Origin of the sequence: uncultured Psychroserpens sp., from assembly GCF_947500255.1 — a bacterium.
Classification (GTDB): domain Bacteria; phylum Bacteroidota; class Bacteroidia; order Flavobacteriales; family Flavobacteriaceae; genus Psychroserpens.
The window spans coordinates 195,790-214,258 of record NZ_CANMRL010000002.1; the positions used below are offsets into that span (position 1 = coordinate 195,790).

Consider the following 18,469-nt stretch of genomic DNA (forward strand, 5'->3'; position numbering starts at 1 on the left):
GTTTATTTTAATTTTTAGCTTCTTTAATAACCTCCTTGTGATAATGAATGTGTTGATCAAACTTATCTTTTAAAGAATTAGTGAATTTAAGCTTAAAGCTAGGGTCTTCTTTTAATTTCTTCCACACTAAATGCTTCATAGTGTCGATACCTTGATCTTGCATCATTTTTTCGGCTAGTTTTAATCCGTTTTCTATGTCGGCATCTGTTATTTCATAATATATGATATCATTTTCAACGGTATAGTTACGTCCATCGGCAGACATCCCACTCGTAGCATCTTCATCTAGGTGAGAGTTATTAATATCTGTGACTGAAGTACCATTTTCAAGAACAACGATTCTCTCAATGGTCTGCTGTAAAAGTTTTTTTAATTCATTGATCTCATTAGCCTGACTTAAAAACTGTTCTTCTAATTTTTCAATAAACGGACTCGTATCGTTAGCGTTCAAACCAACTGCAACATTTACATAGTTAAAACCAGATTTAAAATCGACCGATTCCCATGCAACACCAACAATATTTTTAATATCTCTAGGTTTTATGTCGGCTGGTGATACAGCTATACCTATACCATCATTATTACCGCTAGGTAAGATATAATCACCAATATTTACTTTCCCATAAACCTTTACAGGTACTTGTCCCATAAAAGCTACTTTTTCATAGTATTTTTCTAATTGAGGTTGTGGTAATGCTCCAAGAACAATTGGTTTATAAGAAATAACCATCATTCTATGAGATCCGTTAGTAGTTTTGGATATTTTTCCTCCGTTGACTCCTACAATATCACCATACGACATCGTTTCATTTATATCTGCTCTAATGAGATACTCTGCATAATCTCCTGCACCAGATGCATATGAAACTCCTTTAAATTTTTGTTTGTTATAGTCAAAAACTTGCAAGTTTCTAACAGCAAAAATCTCGTTTGCTATAGCTGCAATTTCCTTAATTATTTCAAGTGCTAAAGATGCTATTTCTGCGGCTATTTTTGCTGGTCCTGGTGATACTACACAAGCACCAAACCCAACACAAGCTCTTACATCTGCAGATGCTGAAGTTAAAGCAATACCTGCTATTGTGACATCAATTGTTTGCCAAACCAAATCTAAAGAACCATCTACAACATCATAAATTACGTTTAATCTATCTAAATTATAATCTGCATTATTAGTAAACTCAGATTCAACTGTTTCGCCTTCAATTCTTCCCCAAAGCATTGGTGCATTATCATAATTTGGAATCGTAACACCAGAGACTGTATTTGCGTCATTGCCATAAAAATCCACCCATGGCTCAAATGGCGCTCCACCACTCAACAACTCCCATAAAACATTAGCAGCACCTCCAATACCTGCTAATGGTGCTAACTCAGACACGTCATTTGGTGATGTTTCATCCCAAAACGAAATATAATTGTTTTCATTTCTGGCACCTACTGCATTCACTTTAATCGCGATCCCTTGGTTTCCACCTTCAATTAGCAATGGATATTTATTGATGTCTAAATCGGATCCATTTAAAGTTGACGTTATTTTTACCTGTGAATCTGAAGTTACATTAAGTCCGCCATCCAAATGCGTTGAATCTGTGACTTTTAATGTTTCTGCTGTTAGGTCTCCAAAACTAGCTTCTCCATTCACAATTAAATCGTTCAAGGTTGTTAATCCTAGTACATCTAAAGTTCCATCTAAGGCAGTATTCCCATTAACACCTAAATCTCCTGTTAATGTTGATGGGCTACCGTTGTTTACATTAAAGGCTTCATTTAGATTTACAATGCCATCAACGTCTAAAGTTCCTGTTAGGTTAGTAGCATTACCATTATTTACATCTAAAGTACTACTTAAATTTGTTGGTCCTTCCACCTGTAATTCTCCGTTTAAATATGTTCTATCATCTACGGTTAAGGTTCCTGTAGCTGTAATGTTTCTGTGATAAGCGTAAGGTAAAAACGTTAATCTTTCCCTGCTCATGGTTTCAAAATTATTACCAGCATCAAAATCAATCTCTACTTTTAAATCTTTGGGAGTGCCATCCCAACTTATTTCCTTAAAATAATCGTGTTCTGCATCACCGATTAGAAGATTGATACGTCCAAACTCATCTGTATTTGTAACTTGAACTTCTTGAAATTCTATTTGATTGCCACTATCATATATTGTGAACCTTATGGCTATTGTTGTATTTGGCAAATAATTACCTTCCGAATCCACTCCAGGTAATTCTAAATTATCTGGACTAATAATTACGGCTTGATATGAAATGCCATCCGTCTGTGCAAATGCCTGCGACATTAAACAAATAAACAGTGTAAGAGTAAGTATTCTTTTCATAATTGATGGGTTTATAATTATTAATTTCTTTTTCAAATTTTTATAAGTTTTGTATTAAAGTGTTTGCTACCAGAAATCACTTTTAAGAAGTAAGTTCCTGTTGCAATACCATTAATTTTTAATTTGATTTTTTGAGCTGGTAAAAATTCTTGAGAATGGACTAATTTAGCGTCTACATCAAACATCATCACAGATATTTTTTTTAGTATCGAATTACTAAATGCAATAGTTATTGATTCTTTAAAAGGGTTGGGATATACTTCAGCTTCAAGGTTATAATCATGACCTTTAACAGCGATTATATTGCTTAAAGGTTGCTGATAACCTTGTCTTAAATAGTAACCGTTGTTAAAATGTGTTCCAATAACGCTTGCTTGACCTACACTTTGACTCACTTTGTAAGTTCCTTTTGTAGTAACTACATTTTGAGAAGACCCACTGCTGCCAAGACTTGATCTCATTATGCGATATCCTGAATTATCTTGTGCCAGAAATTCTTGTGAAAATCCAAACAGTACTAGTATGCATATTAAAGTTTTCATTGCTTTATTCTTTTTATTGTCAAGCTATTAATAGTGTTTGTAGCTTAAACTTATAAGTAATTATTCATTTATTTAAAAAACAGTTCATATGTCCACCATTTGTCTACTTAAATGCTCAATTGCTTAATAACTGCAATAGCATTTAGGTAGATTTATGATAAAACCCAAACCAAATTGATGGGCATTCAAATTCAGTTTTTCAGCATTCTTTCCACTACTAATCAATACTGATTTTCCATAATTATAACCCACAAAAATTGCAGTACTTCTTGAAATAGGGTACTGCATCTCTACTCCTCCTCTAAAGAATAAAATATTGTTATTAAACTCTTCTTCTCCAACAAGGTTAAAAACATCATTGTTTATCGTTTGGTTACCTCTTATCAAAAACTCTGAAGCCATAGAAACGTTAGCAAAAAAGCTTAGATCTCTTAGCTCAAACATCTTTATTCCTAATCCTGCTTTTACGCCTAAGTAACTCACATCCCATTCAAAGTAATTATCAATACTAGACTCACTACCAATTGCAGCATAACTATTGTAGGATGCACCTAGCGACAAAAACAATGTTCTGCTATTATTTATAGTTTGTCTGTAACCCATACCAAAATAGGATTTCGATTTAGAGAGTAAATTATTGAGAGGTTGCCCTTGTGAGTTTTCATAATCAAAAGACGAAACCGTTGTGCCAAACTCAAAGCTGAGTTGTTGGCAAAAACATAAATTACTTAGTAATAGAACAACTATCAGAATTGAATAATTCTTTATCATGAAACCAGTTTTTGTTGAAGCAATTTAGATAAAATAAGGCCTGGTTTTTTATAAATATTGCGTTGTCCACCATTTGTCCACCATCAAAAAAAGCATGCAAATAAAAATTTGAGGATATTTATATTAAGCAATTAAAGTTTAAAAAATAACATACAACTAATTGATTATCAAGAATATAATTTATACCATTAAATGTTAGTATCTTGAATAATCTAACCACCAAAAAACATGGAATCAAAATCTCGTACCAAAAATGTCCCAGTTTTAAAATTTCAGAATAATGTCTACTCGAACGTGGACAAATTAGCTTTTCTATTTTTTCTATTAGTCTTCGGAATACATTTCAATTTAAATGCACAGTTAGAAAAAAAAGTGGATAGCATGCAGCAAATAATTAATACGGCAAAAAATGATAGCATTCGAGCAACAGAGCAATTAACTATAGCTGAGATGATTATTTATCAAGATCCGCAAAAGGCTAAAACCTATATTGATAGTGCCGAAACGATTTATAAAACAAAAACATACGAAAGAGGCTTGGCGAATTTATATGCTGTAAAGGCCAACTATTCATATACACAGAGCAATTATGACGATGCTATGAAGTATCTAGATAAATCTGGTAACGAATTCATGAAAGTTGGTGATACTATTTTAGGATTGACAATCAAGTCTAACATTATAATTACCATGAAAGCACTCTCAAAACCACAAGACAGTATAGAGCGCATCATAAATGAAATTGAACCTTTAATTCTAAAACATAAAGACACTGCTTTAATGGCTACTATGTTAGAACATAAAAGTGACATTGCACTAGAAAGAGGTCATAGAAATATTAGCTTATCAAAAATGCTCGAAGCTATTGAGTTAAGAGAACAATTTAACGACTCGCTATACTTACCACAAACCTATTACAAGACAGGTGTACTCTATTTAGAAATGTTTGATTATGAATCTGGTATCTCACAATTAGATATTGGTATTGAAATTAGCGATGTTATCGGACAAAATAATATGAAAGCGCAATTACTTCGTATGAAAGGTATTGGTTTAATGGAACTTAAGCGCTATGACGATGCTAAGCAAAACTTTGAAGAGGCCTTACAAATTTCAAAAATGATTAATTTAAGACGGAATACGGCTAAAACATTAATACAAATGGCAGAATTAGAAACGCGCCAGAACCATATTACAGAAGCCAAATCTTATCTTGAAGACTATAATAAGCTAGATGATGATCTCAAAAGAGGTGGTGCGCATTATGATTACAATTTAACACAAGGTCAATTAAATTTAAAAATAAACCAGCCTAAAGCAGCACTAGTAAATTTTAATTATTGCTTAAAAGATGCTGAGGCTATAAATTCCTTTAAAGATATTAGTTGGTCAAAACTGTATAAATCTCGTGCTCTTAAACAGCTGGGGCGATTTAATGAAGCTTATAGTGAACTACAAGAAAGTAGTGATGCTAAAGATTCGCTTAATAGTTATCTAAGAACGAGCTTAGCTGAAGAGCAAAAAATTATTTATGAAACCAATAGAAAAGAAAAAGAAATTGCGGTACAAAAATCTGAAATTGAATTACTTAAAGAACAAGAAAAAGTAGCACATACACGTCAACTTCTCTTAATTATAGGTATTGTCTCTTTGCTTCTGCTAGCCGGTTTATTGTTATACGGATTACGTCAAAAGATACAGAGAAATAAAGCAGAAAGAGAAAAATTAGACGCATCTCTTGAATTTAAAGAAAAAGAACTAACCACACATGCACTCCATCTGGCTCATAAAAATGAGGTTTTATTAGACTTAAAATCACAACTCAAAGAGCTAAAATCTGGTCCTGAAAATTCAAGAAATTATCAAAAGGTTATCAATACTATAAACCTGGATATTAATAATGATGGTAATTGGGAACAATTTAGAACCTATTTTGAAGACGTACATAAAGACTTTAACGCTAAGGTCATGAAGACCTACCCAGAAGTTTCTACAAATGACTTAAGACTTATGGCGTTATTGAAAATGAATCTCTCAAGTAAAGAAATTGCAAACATTTTAAACATTTCTGCCGAAGGTGTTAAAAAGGCACGATACAGACTACGTAAAAAATTACAACTTTCTACGGAAGATTCATTACAAGAACTCGTTATAGAGCTGTAAATGAGAAGTTTAAAAACTAAAGTCCACTTCTTGTCCTTATCCATATTTTGAGGTGTCCACATGATGTCCACCTCTATTATTTTTAATCATAACTTACTGATTGTAGGTTTGTTGTGTCATTAATTTGGCAACCAGTTTTGTGGTGCCTTGCTCTGGTTAGGCTGCAGACTTTACCAGTTGCAAGTCGCTACAAAAACTTATTTACAAAACCACAAAACACAAGTATTATGAACATTCAAGTTAGACTTTTTGCCCTTTTAATAGCTCTTACATTTTTCGCTTGCTCAAGTGAAGATGACTCTAGCAACCCTCCAGCTTCAAACAATACGATAGAAGCTTCTATTGATGAATATCCAACATCGGGAGATTTAGTTACAACAATTAACTCTAACCTATCAGGAGAAGTAACCTTTAGCATTACCTCACAATCTATTTCGCAAGCCATGGGTATAGACAGTGATACAGGAGAATTAAGAGTATTAGCTTGGCAAGTGTTCGATTATGAAGCTAATCCTGTAATTACTCTTACGGTTAAAGCCACCAATGGCATAGATACCGAAAACAAGGCTGTGATTGTTTCAATTAATAATATAGATGATATTGCTGCTTTCTTAAATAGTTCGAGAACAGCTTATGACAATGCTGCCGATGGTGAATGGATTAGCATTACTGAAAGCGAATACAATGATTTGGCCAATTACTTGGCAGAAGTTACTAAAAGTGGAGCAACAGATAGTCATTTTTCAAGTACAGCAAATATTCAACAAAATTCGGGCAATTCTCTTTTAGCAAATAGAAATGGAGATACCATGCCAGAAGGCAGTTACATTTTTGCGTTTAAACACTACTCTTGGGCAAATAATATTTCAGGCAGTAAAGTTAAATTATCACAAGGTGATGAGTTTGGAACTTACGAATCTATCGGAACTTCCTTACCAGAGCACAACGCAGAGTATAACTATTTTGTAATTAAAGGAAATGCAACCGCAACATCTGCAGAAGCACACCTTGCTATATTTGCAAATAATAGTATTGGTTATAAAAACATCTCAGGAACAATCTATGGTTGGGGAGATGGTGGTGATACTAATATGATTACAAATGGTAATATCAATGCAGTTTTCCTTTACCAAGGCTTAAGTACAACAATGAAACAATGGGATTAGCCAAAATCACGTTAGTTTGTTTAAAAGGGTAAGTATAATGCTTACTCTTTTTTATTAGGTTAAACTGAAATATTATTAACTTGTATTATCTTTAAAAACAATAAACTTTCAGAAAACCGTTTCGATATGGACAAAGCACTACAAACGATGATCAATAATATGCTAGAAAAAACTGGTAAGTCATTAGACCAATGGAAATCGATATTAAAAGACAAAGCTTTTGTTAAACATTCTGAAGGTGTTAATTTCCTAAAAAAAGAACATGGTGTTACTCACGGGTTTGCTAATACGATTGTAACATTATCTAAAGATGAACAACACACTTCAGATGATTTAGTATCTAATCAATATAAAGGTAAAGAGGCATTATTTCCTATTTATGAAAAACTGTTGAGTGTTGTTAATAGTTTTGGAAATGATGTGACTGTTACGCCAAAAAAAACTAGTGTTAGTGTGATTAGGAAACGCCAATTTGTATTAATAAAACCGGCAACCAAAACACGTATAGACTTAGGTCTTAAACTTCCTGGAGAACCAACAACCGATCGTTTAGGTAACTCAGGTCCTTTTGGAACCATGTGTACCCATCGTGTGCAAATTACATCAGAAAGTGATATCGATCAAGAATTGACCGATTGGATGAGGGAAGCCTATATAAAGTCAGAATAATGAGTGTTAATACAATGGAAATATGTCAAATTCCGAAGATAAAAAGAAGCACATAGAAATACATGAAACTGCATTTGTCACGTCCATGTTTCGATCTTCAAATGAAGCGTTGAGCGAGGATTATTTTGCTAAACTTTGGAACAACCCAAAAACCGAAAAATGGATTGAAGACTATCTCGAAAAAGTGTCTTCTGAAGAAGCAGCAACACACTGCCTGAGAAACCGATATTTCCTTGATACTCTAAAAACATTAATAGATACAAATCATGTAGAAGTACTCATTAACTTTGGATGTGGTTTTAGTATGTATCCTTTTCTTTTGGATAAAAACCTTATTCATATTGAAATTGACAAATCTGAAATTATACAATACAAAACCGAAAAACTAGACGATTGGCAACATAAAAATATACTTCCTAAACGTCGTATCTATTCTATTGGTGTAGATTTTAGTGACGATTACGAAGATAAACTTAGAGAACAAATAGAAGCTATTAAAGGCAATCGTAAATCTTTTATTCTTATAGAAGGGGTTTTATTCTTTCTGGACAGAGCAGAAACCAACAGGTTATTTGATTTCTTTGACACGCTTCAACACTCAGGTGATTTTATAGGTAGTGGTTCATTTCAAGATAGTTTAAAAGACTCTCAAGCTTTTAAAAGATTATTAGATTTTTTTGGTAAAAAAGTCATCAATATGAGAGAAAGCGATTACCAAACAATAAATGATATATATTACGAAAACATAAAGAATTACAAACTCATTGACCATCAAGATTACTTTAGTCTATCTAAAACTTATAACAACCCTATACAACTTGAAAAAGACCTTATTTTAAACGAGCATTTTTACGTGTTGAAAAAAGATACATAAAGGATTTAGCTTAGCACCTCTGCATACAAATCAAAATCTTCGGCTTCAATCACTTTAACTGTAGTGAATTCACCAGTTTTTAAATACGTTGATGTCGCATCAATCAAAACCTCATTATCAACATCAGGCGAATCATATTCGGTACGACCCACAAAATAATTGCCTTCTTTTCTATCAATCACCACTTTAAACTCTTGTCCAATCTTAGTCTGATTCAATTCCCATGAGATTTGAGACTGAATTTCCATGATCTGGTTGGCTCTGTCGATTTTTACTTCTTCTGGAACATCATCCTCTAAATTATAAGCATGTGTATTTTCTTCATGAGAATAGGTGAAACATCCTAAACGTTCAAAACGCATCTCCTTAACCCATTCTTTAAGTGTTTGAAAATCTTCTTCAGTTTCTCCTGGATAACCAACTATCAGTGTCGTTCTAATGGTCATTTCGGGTACCTTAGCTCTAAATTCCTTGAGTAACTTAGTTGTTTTCTCTTTGGTTGTGCCACGACGCATACTTTTCAGAATAGCATCTGAAATATGCTGTAATGGAATATCAAGATAGTTACAGATCTTTGGTTCACGATTCATAATATCTAACACATCCATCGGAAAACCTGTTGGAAATGCATAATGCAAACGAATCCATTCAATTCCTTCAACTTTAACTAAGTGCTCTAGTAATTCGGCTAGATTTCGTTTTTTATAGAGGTCCAAACCATAATAGGTCAAATCTTGAGCAATCAAGATGAGCTCTTTAACACCATTAGCAGCCAGCTTTTCGGCTTCAATAACCAACTCTTCTATTGGTGTACTTTTATGTTTTCCACGCATTAAAGGAATCGCACAAAAGCTACAAGGCCTATCACAACCTTCAGCGATTTTCAAATAGGCATAATTTTTTGGTGTCGTTGTTAATCGTTCACCTATCAATTCATGTTTGTAATCTGCTCCTAAAGCTTTTAATAATTGTGGTAATTCTGTAGTTCCAAAATATTGATCTACATTAGGTATTTCTTTTTGAAGATCTGGTTTATAACGTTCACTTAAGCAACCTGTTACAAATACTTTGTCTACATCACCTGCCTCCTTTTTCTGCATAAACTCCAAAATGGTATTTACACTTTCTTCCTTAGCATTATTAATAAAACCACACGTGTTAATGACAACAACATTTCCTTCTTCTTCATGAACAACATCTTTACCACTGGCTTTTAGTTGTCCCATCAATACTTCACTGTCGTAAACATTCTTACTGCAACCAAGCGTTACGACGTTGATCTTATTTTTCTTAAGTGATTTAGTTCTCATAGTCAAATTTCAGGCTGCAAAGATACGTAATGATTTGTGATATATTTGTTTTCAGAAGATTAAACCTTTATCATACGTAATAGTCCAATTATGAAATCTCAATTTATGAAGTTTGTACACTGTGCCTTTATTTTAGTTTGCTTCGCCTTTTTATACAATTGTACTTCAGACGATGATAATACTCAAACCTTTATTGATGGGACACCAGAACCTGAAAGCACTTATTTCCCTCCAATTGATGGTAGTGAAACCTGGGACACCAAATCTATAGCAGAATTAGAATGGAACGATCTAGGACTTCAACCACTTTTAAACTTTCTAGAAGAAAAAAACACAAAGAGTTTTATGATACTTCACAATGGAAAAATTGTGGTAGAAGCTTATATGAATGGTCATAACAATGCGTCTCCTTGGTACTGGGCTAGTGCAGGAAAAACACTAACAACTACAATAATGGGAATTGCACATGATGACGGTTTGTTGACTATTGATGATAAAGTATCTGATTATATAGGAACTGGATGGACAAGTATTCCGCTAGACAAAGAAAACCTCATTACATGCAAGAATCTCTTGTCAATGAACTCAGGTTTAGATGATAGTCTTGGTGATGACTTTTCTCCAGATAATCTTCAATACTTGGCAGATGCAGGCAATCGTTGGGCCTATCATAATGTATTTGTTAAGCTTCAAGATGTTATAAGTTCGGCAAGCAATCAAACTTGGAACTCTTACTTCAATACGAATTTAAAAAATAAAATAGGAATGACAGGTGCTTGGATTCCTTTAGGTGACATCAATGTGTATTGGAGCAACACTAGAAGCATGGCTCGATTTGGTTTAATGATTGCTGCTAATGGCAGATGGGATGAGAATCAAATTGTGTCTCAGTCTTTCTTAAATGAAGCGACAAGCACCTCTCAATCCTTAAATCAAGCTTATGGTTATTTATGGTGGCTCAATGGCAAATCAACGTATCGCCTACCACAAACGCAGCTTGAGTTTTCAGGAGAATTAATTCCAAATGCACCTGAGGATATGTATTGCGCTTTAGGACGAGACGACCAAAAGATCTATATCGTTCCAAGTAAAGACTTAGTGGTGATTAGAATGGGAGAAGCTGCCGACGATATCAACTTTGCACTCTCTACTTTTGATGATGACTTATGGGAAAAAATTAATGCTGTAATTGACTAATTATAATTTGTTGGTGCCTTTCGCATTTTAGATGCTTGTTCATAAACACGAGCCCAATTTAAAAGGTCTATTTCTCGCAAAGGTGAACTTATTAAGGTTAGACCTTTAGGAGCTCCGTTTTCAGCGTAACCCATCGGAACAGTTAATGCAGGATACTCTGCTACTGCAGCAAAACCAGCATGATAGTTATTAATAGACAAAACTCCATCTAAATTATGTGCAGTCATGGGTTCATCAAAAAAGCGTTTTCCGTTTGTTTTTAAAATCGATTTTATTTTTGTAAACTCTTCATCGGTTGCAGAATCATCTGAAATACCTTGAAATAATTTTTGTCCGTAAGGCATTATACGCATACTATCTTTTCGGTTAAAATCCATAATATCTTCAATAGAGGCATACTCTAAATACTGATTTCCATAATTTTTTAAATAGTTGACCAAATCTACTTTCATGTCTAGATTCAGCAATCGTAAAAACCCTGGAAGGTTAACATCTAAGGCTTCAATTTCAATAATTTCTGCACCTTGAGTTTTTAAAACAGATATAGCATTGGCATATAACTCATCGTCCATCAAACCTTTAAAAGCTCCAAATCTCTTATTCTCTAACTTGTTAGCAACACCAAAACTCCCATAGTAAAAACTGGCGCCCCATTTTGTGTTAATACTCTTAGAATCGCCGTTATCGAATCCAAAAATTGCGTCTAATACAATGGCATTATCCATTACATTTTTAGTCATAGGTCCAGCAGTATCCAAAGTTGATGAAATTGGCACAATACCACTACGACTTACCAAACCAATGGTAGGTTTTAAACCAACTACAGAATTTTGACTAGAAGGCGATAAGATCGAACCAGAAGTTTCACTCCCAATAGCCGCTACACAAAAGTTAGCTGCAACTGCCACACCGCTTCCAGAACTAGAGCCTCCAGTATCAATAATTCTCCTACCATAAGGATTTAAGGTTTGACCACCAATTGCAGAATAACCACTTGGACAATCACCACAAAAGAAATATGCCCATTCACTTAAATTGGCTTTTCCAAGAATTAATGCACCTTTAGATTTAAGTTGTTTGACTATAAAAGCATCTTCGGTCGTATTATCTTTTAAAGCTACAGAACCTGCTGTTGTTGGCATTTCGGATGTATTTATATTATCTTTTAAAAGAATAGGCATGCCGTAAATTGGATGCTTGTACTTCTTTTTATCTTCTTGAAACAACTTATCTCTTGCTATTGCTTGTTTTATAACGTTAGGATTTAAAGCAATCACCGAATTTAATGACAACTCATTTTCACGATCAAACTTTTTTATACGATATAAATAAAACTTTGTTAATGACTCATAACTAAGCAGACCTTCAGAAATATGCTTTTGAAGTGAAGGAATATCCTGATCAAGAATAAGAGGTTTTAATGTAAAATAGTCGTCTTCGGTAAAATCTTTTAAGTCATCATCTATAACATCCCAAAGCTCAGTAGTATTAATATACTTAGAATCTAAAACTTTAAACTCTCTAAAGTCTTTGGTAGAAATATCGCTTAGATCATCACTGTCGTTAGCTGTTTCAGCGACTTGAGTATCTTCTGAAGATGTTTTCTTTTCATCAGAAGGTTTACAGTTGTAGGTAATTAGAATAAGGCAGAATAGAAGTATAAAACGCATGATTTGTATTTTTAATAAAAATACGGAAAAATCAACTGCGTTCTTCAAAAGGAATAATCGTTCCGTTTTCGATGTAGTTTTTTAGGTCTTTTAGTAATTGTGCCCAGCAAAATGAAGAATTTCTATATTCATGATTATTCTCTGGCCAATTGGTATGTGAGAACTTAAACAAGGTCTTATTGTCATGCTCTTCTAAAGTAATCCCAAAAGTTGTTGGGTTCCAATCGGTATCGGCATTTGTCATTTTCAAATAAAAATGGTCATTAGTTTCAACTTTTGTGACTTCACCAAACCAATTGTATGCATCGGTAAAATTAAGGTTATAGGTTGCTCCTAATTCTGGTTTTCCAGACGACTTTAAAGGCCACCAATTATTTAAATGTTCTGGTAAAGTAAAGGCATCAAAGACTTTTTGTTTTGGTGCCTCAATGTAGAAATCGAAATAGATACTATGAGCCATAAGGATTGAATGTATTTATAAAATCATAAATATAATGTCCTATAAAGATAAACAAAACAGAATAGACAAAAAGAAGCCAAATTATGAGAGCATTATAGTGTTTCATTTTAAAGCTTCTATAGGTATATATTGCTATAACTATAAAAATTAGAGATAGTATAATTTTCGGAAATGTAGCAAACTTCCATAAGTATTTTGGAATTAAAGGACTGCTTGTTCCATCAAGGTAAGTGTAAACAATCTTTTGTAAATAATAGAGTACTCGAATAAGTGCATAAGCAAAAGTAACAATTGAAAGTGTTCTTAAAACTTTTTCGTTATTCAAAATGCTCTGCTCTCTATTTAAAAAAACTATCTACAAACTCATACTTATTAAAGACCTGTAAATCTTCAATCCCTTCACCAACACCAATATATTTAACCGGAATTTGAAATTGATCACTAATACCAATAACGACACCTCCTTTAGCAGTTCCATCTAATTTTGTAACGGCTAATGTAGAGACTTCTGTAGCGGCAGTAAACTGTTTAGCTTGCTCAAAGGCATTTTGCCCTGTAGAACCATCTAAAACCAATAACACATCGTGAGGTGCATTGCCTACCACTTTTTGCATCACACGTTTCACCTTACTCAACTCGTTCATTAAGTTCACTTTGTTGTGTAAACGTCCAGCAGTATCAATAATAATCACATCGGCATCTTGGGTTACACCTGATTGTAGTGCATCAAAAGCTACGCTAGCAGGATCACTTCCCATTTCTTGGCGTACCATAGGCACATCAACGCGATCTGCCCAAACCTGAAGTTGGTCAATTGCCGCAGCTCTAAAAGTATCTGCTGCTCCTAAAACGACTTTAAGTCCTTTCTTTTTAAACTGATACGCTAATTTACCAATGGTTGTTGTTTTTCCTACACCATTAACACCTACTACCATAAGAACATATGGTGTTTTTGAGCCATCTTCTTGTTTTGGTAATTCAGGAATCGTGTAATCTGTATCTTCACCAGAATTGGTCTCTGACAACAATCCAGCAATTTCTTCACGTAAGATCTTATTTAATTCTGAAGTCCCTAAATACTTATCTTTAGACACACGTTCTTCGATACGTTCAATAACTTTAAGTGTCGTATTTACACCAACATCACTAGTTACTAGCACTTCCTCCAAGTTATCCAATACATCATCATCAACTTTGGATTTACCTGCAACTGCTTTATTTAATTTCGAGAAAAACGACGTTTTCGATTTCTCTAACCCTTTGTCTAAGGTTTCTTTTTTTTCCGAAGAAAATATCTTTTTAAAAAAACTCATTCGTTATACTTATTTATAAGTTCTAGTCAACTATCGAGCCGAATTTTTTTTCTGCTATTTTGGCAGAAAACTGCTCAAATATAGACATAAAAAAACTGCTTTCAAATATGAAAGCAGTTCGTCACTAGATATAAATATCTAATTTATTTTTTGTTTAAAAAATCATTGACAAACTCTGGTGCCATTACTGACTCAACAAACATGTAAGCACCTGTCTTTGGTGATTTTACCATTTTGATTGCTTTAGTAAGTCTTTTAGATCCTGTTTGTAATGATGCTACTGATTTCTTTGCCATGACTCTATATATTTTGAGAGATAACTCTTATTTATGTATTATTTGAGTTTTCTTACGAAAATCTCTAATTATTTAATTTCTTTGTGAACTGTCATACGCTTAAGGATTGGATTAAATTTCTTAATCTCCATTCTATCTGGCGTATTCTTTTTATTTTTCGTAGTAATGTAACGAGAAGTTCCTGGCATTCCAGATTCTTTGTGCTCTGTACATTCTAATATAACCTGTATTCTATTTCCTTTTTTTGCCATTGTACGTGTCTTTAACGCGTTATGCTATTATTTTAAAAATCCTTTGGATTTAGCTTCTTTTATTGCAGCAGAAATACCAACCTTGTTGATAGTCTTTAATGCTGAAGTCGATACTTTTAAAGTTATCCACTTATCTTCCTCAGGAATATAAAAACGTTTCTTGATTAAGTTAGCGTTAAATTTACGCTTCGTTTTGTTCATTGCGTGAGATACGTTGTTTCCAACCATCGCTTTCTTTCCTGTAAGTTCACAAACTCTTGACATTTCTTTCTAACTTTAATTATGTTTCTTTAAAACAGGGTGCAAATTTAATAAAACTTTACAATATCAACAAACTAAAAGTGCTACTTTTTTAAAATTTCTTTTTGTAGCATTTCAAAGGCCTTATTTGCTGCTTTGTTGATGACTTTAACACGATGATTTCCAAAGCTGAATTTTTCAGAATATACACCATCTTTTGTAGCAATAGCGATGTATACAATTCCTAAGTCTTCAGCAGTATCATCTTTTGTAGGTCCTGCATTACCTGTAGTTGCAATCGCATAATCAGTATGCAATAAAGATCTCACATTTTTCGCCATGGCTTCTGCTACAGCTCCACTTACCACTGAATGTTCATCTATCAATACTTCGGAAACGTTAAGGACATTGACTTTTACCTCTTTTGTATAACTTACTACGCTTCCTTTAAAATATTTCGAAGCCCCAGGGTTAGCTGTAAATCGTTCTGCAATAAGACCTCCTGTACAACTTTCGGCAGTAGCTACTGTTTTTTCTATTTGGGTTAAGTATTTACCAATAACAGCCTCTATGGATAAATCATTTTCAAATCCCACAAAAATATCTTGAATTTGTGGTAATAATAATTGCGTTTGTTTTTCCATTTCAGCTTCAACAAGACTCTTATCTCTATGTTTAGCAGACAATCGTAAACGCACACGACCTAAGCTAGGTAAGTAGGCAAGTTTGATAAAATCAGGCAATTCGTTTTCAAACGTTTCAATACGCTCAGCGAGTGTACTTTCGCCCATACCATAGGTTAAAAACGTTTTGTGTTTAATATATGGAAACTGAAATCGTGTTCTTAGTTTAGGAATGACTTCATCTTCCATTAATGCTTTCATTTCATAAGGTACTCCAGGTAAAGAAATAAATACTGTATCGTTTTTTTCTAGCCACATTCCAGGAGCACTACCGTATTTATTCATCAAAACCTCAGCTTTTGAAGGTACTAAAGCTTGATCTAGATTGACTTGCATAATAGGTTTTTTGACATAGACTTCCCAAATATGCTCTACATTTTTTCTAACGGAAGAATCTTCTACCAAAGTATCCTCAAAATAATCGGCGATTGTTTTTTTAGTAATATCGTCCTTTGTAGGGCCTAAACCACCAGTAATTATGACAATATCAGCATTAGTTTCAGCTTCAGAAAAAGCCTTTAAAATATGTGCTTTGTCATCTTGCACCGAAGTAATCTGATACACCGATACACCAATTTTGTTGAGTTGCTTTGCTATAAATGCAGAATTCGAGTCAATAATTTGCCCAATAAGAATCTCATCACCAATGGTAATAATTTCTGCTTGCATTATAAGTTGAAGTCTTTTTTGAGTTCGGCAGTAGCATATTCTACTGCAGTGAGTACAAGTTGTAATTCTTTAGAGCAGTCTTCACCTACTTTTTCAAATTTCCCCCAATCTTGCACAACGATTAAGTGGTGTAGTACACCGAGCTCAAATAAGTCTACTGTTGGTTTCATTTTATGAGCAGCTTGATAAGCGTTATAAAAATCTTGCTCTGCCACTGCTTTTTTAAGTCGTTCTGCATCTTCAGGTACTTCTTCTAAAAATGCCTCGGCTAATGATTTAATAAAATCGGCATCATTATCTGCCAATTCGCGAACGCGTTCTAATTTGTAATGTTGTTCCATGTATTATTTTACTGTAATAGAAAACAATTGCTTGTCTTCGATATATCCCTTTAGTTTATCATTAGCAAGAACTTTGCCAACTCCCGACGGAGTTCCCGTAAATATAATATCTCCAATCTTTAAAGTAAAATATTTTGACACATATTCTATGATTTCGTCAATTTTCCAAAGCATTAAGCTCGTGTTTCCATCTTGAACTTTTATTTCATTTTTGAACAAACTGAAATTAATATCATCAACATTTTCAAAATCAGATTTTGGCAACCATTCTCCTACAACTGCTGCTCCATCAAAGGCTTTCGCTTTTTCCCATGGTAAACCTTTGGCTTTTAATTGTGCTTGTAAGTCTCTAGCAGTAAAATCTATTCCTAGTCCAATTTGATCATAATATTTATGAGCAAACTTTTTAGCGATATGCTTACCTACTTTATTAATCTTCACTAAAATTTCAACCTCGTGATGCACATCATCTGAAAAATCTGGAATAAAAAAAGGCTGTTTTTTTAATAAGATAGAGGTATCTGGTTTTAAAAACACAACAGGATCAACTGGTCTTTCATTTTCCAGTTCTTTAATGTGTTCTGTATAATTACGACCTATACAAATGAGTTTCATTCTCTAGATTTAAAACAGTTTATTATTAAAGCCTCTTAGTTTTATAGCTGTAAGTACTTTTTTAGTGTACAATGGAAAATCGGCATTGAGTAACCATCCAAAATATCCTGGTTCGGTTTCTAAAACTTCGGTAACACGTTTACCTTTGTGCTTCCCAAAAGAGAAACATTCTTGTCCGTCTTTATCATAAGCTATAAATCCGGCAAAATCGGCAAATTTCTTACGCGAGCTAAATTCGGCAAGAAAACTAGTATCATTTTCCAGCTCGTCATATCTATCTAATTGTGATTTTAATACTTCATAAGTAGCTAATGTATCAGCTTCGGCACTATGAGCATCATCTAAATTTTTATCACAATAGAACTTGTAAGCTGCACTTAATGTACGTTTCTCCATTTTATGGAAAATAGTTTGTACATCAACCGATTGTCTATTTTTCATATCAAAATCTATATCGGCACGTAACATTTCTTCTGCTAACAATGGAATATCAAAGCGATTAGAATTAAAACCTCCTAAATCGGAATCTTTAATCATATTATGCACCTCTTTTGATATCTCATTAAACGTTGGTTTATCTGCAACATCTTCATCTGAAATCCCATGAACTAAGGTGACATGAGGCGGAATAGGAATTGTCGGGTTTACACGTTGGGTATAGGTTTCCTCCTTTCCGTTAGGATGTACTTTTAGGATTGATATTTCAACAATACGATCGTTGGTAATATTTATTCCTGTAGTTTCAAGGTCAAAAAAACAGATGGGTTTTGTAAGATTTAGTTGCATGTACTATTAATTTTTCACAAAGGTAATTAGATTAATGAATATTTACTTAATCAGTAAAATTAACTTTTGATTTATGAAACAGAATCAAAACTAGTTCGTCAATTTATAATAGTAA

General features: G+C 33.5%; 19 protein-coding genes. 5 read left to right on the forward strand and 14 right to left on the reverse strand.

What is annotated here, in order from left to right; genetic code table 11:
- Window positions 1-7: 7 nt before the first annotated feature.
- The 3 genes from Q0783_RS07595 to Q0783_RS07605 all read right to left on the reverse strand — a co-directional run bounded on the left by Q0783_RS07595 (window position 8) and on the right by Q0783_RS07605 (window position 3,651).
- Window positions 8-2,338: a hypothetical protein gene (locus Q0783_RS07595; RefSeq protein ID WP_298894307.1), complete on the reverse strand. Its 2,331-nt coding sequence runs from the start codon at window positions 2,336-2,338 to the stop codon at window positions 8-10.
- Between the two features lie 32 nt (window positions 2,339-2,370).
- Window positions 2,371-2,880 (reverse strand): T9SS type A sorting domain-containing protein, encoded by a 510-nt coding sequence (locus tag Q0783_RS07600; protein WP_298894308.1) that lies wholly within the window; start codon window positions 2,878-2,880, stop codon window positions 2,371-2,373.
- Between the two features lie 123 nt (window positions 2,881-3,003).
- Complete coding sequence (locus Q0783_RS07605; protein WP_230936395.1) at window positions 3,004-3,651, reverse strand: outer membrane beta-barrel protein; 648 nt, start codon at window positions 3,649-3,651, stop codon at window positions 3,004-3,006.
- Between the two features lie 228 nt (window positions 3,652-3,879).
- Between Q0783_RS07605 and Q0783_RS07610 the strand changes: the two genes are divergently transcribed.
- The 4 genes from Q0783_RS07610 (at window position 3,880) to Q0783_RS07625 (ending at window position 8,523) form a co-directional block, all read left to right on the forward strand.
- The gene (locus Q0783_RS07610) at window positions 3,880-5,814 is read left to right on the forward strand and encodes a hypothetical protein (protein WP_298894309.1); all 1,935 of its coding nucleotides are present in this window, start codon (window positions 3,880-3,882) and stop codon (window positions 5,812-5,814) included.
- Between the two features lie 227 nt (window positions 5,815-6,041).
- Window positions 6,042-6,980 (forward strand): cadherin repeat domain-containing protein, encoded by a 939-nt coding sequence (locus Q0783_RS07615; RefSeq protein WP_298894310.1) that lies wholly within the window; start codon window positions 6,042-6,044, stop codon window positions 6,978-6,980.
- 126 nt (window positions 6,981-7,106) lie between these two features.
- On the forward strand, window positions 7,107-7,649 hold the full coding sequence (locus tag Q0783_RS07620; RefSeq protein ID WP_298894311.1) for a DUF4287 domain-containing protein: 543 nt from the start codon (window positions 7,107-7,109) through the stop codon (window positions 7,647-7,649).
- Window positions 7,650-7,671: 22 nt separating this feature from the next.
- Window positions 7,672-8,523, forward strand: a complete 852-nt coding sequence (locus tag Q0783_RS07625) for a class I SAM-dependent methyltransferase (RefSeq protein WP_298894312.1) — start codon at window positions 7,672-7,674, stop codon at window positions 8,521-8,523.
- Between the two features lie 5 nt (window positions 8,524-8,528).
- Here the strand turns inward: Q0783_RS07625 and rimO are convergent, their stop codons facing one another.
- Entirely contained in the window at window positions 8,529-9,833 is a 1,305-nt protein-coding gene (gene rimO / locus Q0783_RS07630) for a 30S ribosomal protein S12 methylthiotransferase RimO (RefSeq protein ID WP_298894313.1), read from the reverse strand.
- A 105-nt stretch (window positions 9,834-9,938) separates the two neighbouring features.
- Between rimO and Q0783_RS07635 the strand changes: the two genes are divergently transcribed.
- Complete coding sequence (locus tag Q0783_RS07635) at window positions 9,939-11,030, forward strand: serine hydrolase (RefSeq protein WP_298894314.1); 1,092 nt, start codon at window positions 9,939-9,941, stop codon at window positions 11,028-11,030.
- Here Q0783_RS07635 and Q0783_RS07640 read toward each other — a convergent pair.
- The 10 genes from Q0783_RS07640 to Q0783_RS07685 form a co-directional block, all read right to left on the reverse strand.
- Window positions 11,027-12,700, reverse strand: a complete 1,674-nt coding sequence (locus Q0783_RS07640; protein WP_298894315.1) for an amidase family protein — start codon at window positions 12,698-12,700, stop codon at window positions 11,027-11,029. The two genes, Q0783_RS07635 and Q0783_RS07640, sit on opposite strands and share 4 nt — an antisense overlap.
- A gap of 31 nt (window positions 12,701-12,731) precedes the next feature.
- Complete coding sequence (locus tag Q0783_RS07645) at window positions 12,732-13,160, reverse strand: SRPBCC domain-containing protein (protein ID WP_298894316.1); 429 nt, start codon at window positions 13,158-13,160, stop codon at window positions 12,732-12,734.
- Between the two features lie 338 nt (window positions 13,161-13,498).
- Window positions 13,499-14,473 (reverse strand): signal recognition particle-docking protein FtsY, encoded by a 975-nt coding sequence (ftsY, locus tag Q0783_RS07650; protein ID WP_298894317.1) that lies wholly within the window; start codon window positions 14,471-14,473, stop codon window positions 13,499-13,501.
- Window positions 14,474-14,616: 143 nt separating this feature from the next.
- Window positions 14,617-14,769 (reverse strand): DUF4295 domain-containing protein, encoded by a 153-nt coding sequence (locus Q0783_RS07655; RefSeq protein ID WP_008271041.1) that lies wholly within the window; start codon window positions 14,767-14,769, stop codon window positions 14,617-14,619.
- A gap of 68 nt (window positions 14,770-14,837) precedes the next feature.
- Window positions 14,838-15,020, reverse strand: coding sequence for a 50S ribosomal protein L33 (gene rpmG, locus Q0783_RS07660; protein ID WP_031444791.1), 183 nt, complete (start codon window positions 15,018-15,020; stop codon window positions 14,838-14,840).
- Between the two features lie 27 nt (window positions 15,021-15,047).
- Window positions 15,048-15,284: a 50S ribosomal protein L28 gene (gene rpmB / locus Q0783_RS07665; protein WP_298894318.1), complete on the reverse strand. Its 237-nt coding sequence runs from the start codon at window positions 15,282-15,284 to the stop codon at window positions 15,048-15,050.
- Between the two features lie 80 nt (window positions 15,285-15,364).
- Complete coding sequence (locus Q0783_RS07670; RefSeq protein ID WP_298894319.1) at window positions 15,365-16,612, reverse strand: competence/damage-inducible protein A; 1,248 nt, start codon at window positions 16,610-16,612, stop codon at window positions 15,365-15,367.
- Window positions 16,612-16,953, reverse strand: coding sequence for an Hpt domain-containing protein (locus tag Q0783_RS07675; RefSeq protein WP_298894320.1), 342 nt, complete (start codon window positions 16,951-16,953; stop codon window positions 16,612-16,614). The genes Q0783_RS07670 and Q0783_RS07675 overlap by 1 nt, the downstream gene beginning before the upstream one ends.
- A 3-nt stretch (window positions 16,954-16,956) precedes the next feature.
- On the reverse strand, window positions 16,957-17,568 hold the full coding sequence (locus tag Q0783_RS07680) for a fumarylacetoacetate hydrolase family protein (RefSeq protein ID WP_298894321.1): 612 nt from the start codon (window positions 17,566-17,568) through the stop codon (window positions 16,957-16,959).
- A gap of 9 nt (window positions 17,569-17,577) precedes the next feature.
- Complete coding sequence (locus tag Q0783_RS07685) at window positions 17,578-18,354, reverse strand: 3'-5' exonuclease (RefSeq protein WP_298894322.1); 777 nt, start codon at window positions 18,352-18,354, stop codon at window positions 17,578-17,580.
- Window positions 18,355-18,469 lie beyond the last annotated feature (115 nt).